A 1,837-nucleotide genomic window follows, 5' to 3' on the forward strand; every position below is an offset into this window, starting at 1 on the left:
TCGAGGTTCTTCAAAACCGTCCGTATCAGCTCTCACACTTCCTCCGGAAGTGCTGCCGCTGAAACGGACCTTTATGGAGAGTTTGATCCTGGCTCAGGACGAACGCTGGCGGCGTGCCTAATACATGCAAGTCGAACGGACTTTCAAGGGAGCTTGCTCCCGCGAAGGTTAGTGGCGGACGGGTGAGTAACACGTAGGCAACCTGCCTGCAAGACTGGGATAACATTCGGAAACGAATGCTAAGACCGGATACGCAATTCGGCCGCATGGCTGGATTGGGAAACACGGAGCAATCTGTGGCTTGCAGATGGGCCTGCGGCGCATTAGCTAGTTGGTGGGGTAACGGCTCACCAAGGCGACGATGCGTAGCCGACCTGAGAGGGTGAACGGCCACACTGGGACTGAGACACGGCCCAGACTCCTACGGGAGGCAGCAGTAGGGAATCTTCCACAATGGGCGCAAGCCTGATGGAGCAACGCCGCGTGAGTGAGGAAGGCCTTCGGGTCGTAAAGCTCTGTTGCCAGGGAAGAATAAGGGTGTGTTAACTGCACATTCGATGACGGTACCTGAGAAGAAAGCCCCGGCTAACTACGTGCCAGCAGCCGCGGTAATACGTAGGGGGCAAGCGTTGTCCGGAATTATTGGGCGTAAAGCGCGCGCAGGCGGTTTCTTAAGTCTGGTGTCTAAGTGCGGGGCTCAACCCCGTGTCGCACTGGAAACTGGGAGACTTGAGTGCAGAAGAGGAGAGCGGAATTCCACGTGTAGCGGTGAAATGCGTAGAGATGTGGAGGAACACCAGTGGCGAAGGCGGCTCTCTGGACTGTAACTGACGCTGAGGCGCGAAAGCGTGGGGAGCAAACAGGATTAGATACCCTGGTAGTCCACGCCGTAAACGATGAGTGCTAGGTGTTGGGGGGGTCCACCCCTCGGTGCCGAAGTTAACACATTAAGCACTCCGCCTGGGGAGTACGGTCGCAAGACTGAAACTCAAAGGAATTGACGGGGACCCGCACAAGCAGTGGAGTATGTGGTTTAATTCGAAGCAACGCGAAGAACCTTACCAGGTCTTGACATCCCTCTGACCGGTCTAGAGATAGACCTTTCCTTCGGGACAGAGGAGACAGGTGGTGCATGGTTGTCGTCAGCTCGTGTCGTGAGATGTTGGGTTAAGTCCCGCAACGAGCGCAACCCTTGAATTTAGTTGCCAGCACTTCGGGTGGGCACTCTAGATTGACTGCCGGTGACAAACCGGAGGAAGGCGGGGATGACGTCAAATCATCATGCCCCTTATGACCTGGGCTACACACGTACTACAATGGCCGGTACAACGGGCAGCGAAGGAGCGATCCGGAGCCAATCCTACCAAAGCCGGTCTCAGTTCGGATTGCAGGCTGCAACTCGCCTGCATGAAGTCGGAATTGCTAGTAATCGCGGATCAGCATGCCGCGGTGAATACGTTCCCGGGTCTTGTACACACCGCCCGTCACACCACGAGAGTTTACAACACCCGAAGCCGGTGGGGTAACCGCAAGGAGCCAGCCGTCGAAGGTGGGGTAGATGATTGGGGTGAAGTCGTAACAAGGTAGCCGTATCGGAAGGTGCGGCTGGATCACCTCCTTTCTAAGGAGCCCTTCGGGGCAATACGAAAGTCCGTTAAGCTTACGCTCGAGTTCAGTTTTGAAGGAGAAATCATCCTTCAAAGCGTACCGCACGAACGTGTTTCTAACGAAACGCTGCCTCTTGCGGCACGGTCGAGACGATCTTCGATCGCTCGAATTGCACCTTGAAAACTGGATAGCGAAACGAAGCGCAATTGATCAGTCTAACGACTGATTA

1 rRNA gene is annotated in these 1,837 nt (G+C 55.4%); it reads left to right on the top strand.

The window, feature by feature from the left end:
- Positions 1 to 70: 70 nt before the first annotated feature.
- Positions 71 to 1,621: ribosomal RNA gene (locus H7C19_RS28975) — 16S ribosomal RNA — on the top strand.
- Positions 1,622 to 1,837 lie beyond the last annotated feature (216 nt).

The organism is Cohnella nanjingensis (genome assembly GCF_014212125.1).
In the GTDB taxonomy this organism is placed as follows: Bacteria; Bacillota; Bacilli; order Paenibacillales; family Paenibacillaceae; genus Cohnella; species Cohnella nanjingensis.